Consider the following 646-nt stretch of genomic DNA (forward strand, 5'->3'; position numbering starts at 1 on the left):
GGCTTTACAAAGCCACCCCTCCGACCGATATTGACGATTGTTCAGGCCGTAAAGAATTCGAGTCGAAGGGGTGGTCGCCATGGCCCAGAAGGCCTACGGCCTTTCCCACACGAAGTGGATGTGCAAGTACCACATCGTGTTCACGCCGAAGTATAGGCGCAAAGTGATCTACAACCAAATCAGGGGCGACATAGGGGAGATCCTCAGGAAGCTGTGCGAGTACAAGGGGATCGAGATAATCGAGGGGCACCTGATGCCCGACCACGTGCACGTGCTGCTGGCGATCCCGCCGAAGTACAGCGTCGCGAGCGTCATGGGCTACCTGAAGGGGAAGAGCTCGCTGATGGTATTCGACAGGCACGCCAGCCTCAAGTACAAGTTCGGCAACAGGAAGTTCTGGGCGGAGGGCCACTACGTGTCCACCGTCGGCCCGGACGAGGCGACGATCGCCAAGTACATCAGGGAGCAGGAGTCCCACGACATCGCGCTGGACAAGCTGAGCGTGAAGGAGTACGGGGACCCCTTCAAGAGGGGGTGATGCCGCCGGTTCGACCGGCGCGCCACGGGTCAAGATGCACTAGGCCTGGACGAAGTCCGGGCCCGCGCCTTTAGACGCGAGCCCGGGGCCCGTGGGTTATACCCTAAG

The 646-nt window shown here is 60.7% G+C and carries 1 protein-coding gene; it reads left to right on the forward strand.

From position 1 onward, the window contains the following. The first annotated feature begins 79 nt into the window (after positions 1-79). On the forward strand, positions 80-538 hold the full coding sequence (tnpA, locus tag DW151_RS06510) for an IS200/IS605 family transposase (RefSeq protein ID WP_118334990.1): 459 nt from the start codon (positions 80-82) through the stop codon (positions 536-538). The last annotated feature ends 108 nt before the right edge of the window (positions 539-646 follow it).

The organism is Collinsella sp. AM13-34 (assembly GCF_003473055.1).
GTDB lineage: Bacteria > Actinomycetota > Coriobacteriia > Coriobacteriales > Coriobacteriaceae > Collinsella.

Bases quoted from the DNA above. Each gene is read 5' to 3' on its own strand.
- tnpA (WP_118334990.1), top strand. From the start codon at position 80: ATGGCCCAGAAGGCCTACGGCCTTTCCCACACGAAGTGGATGTGCAAG.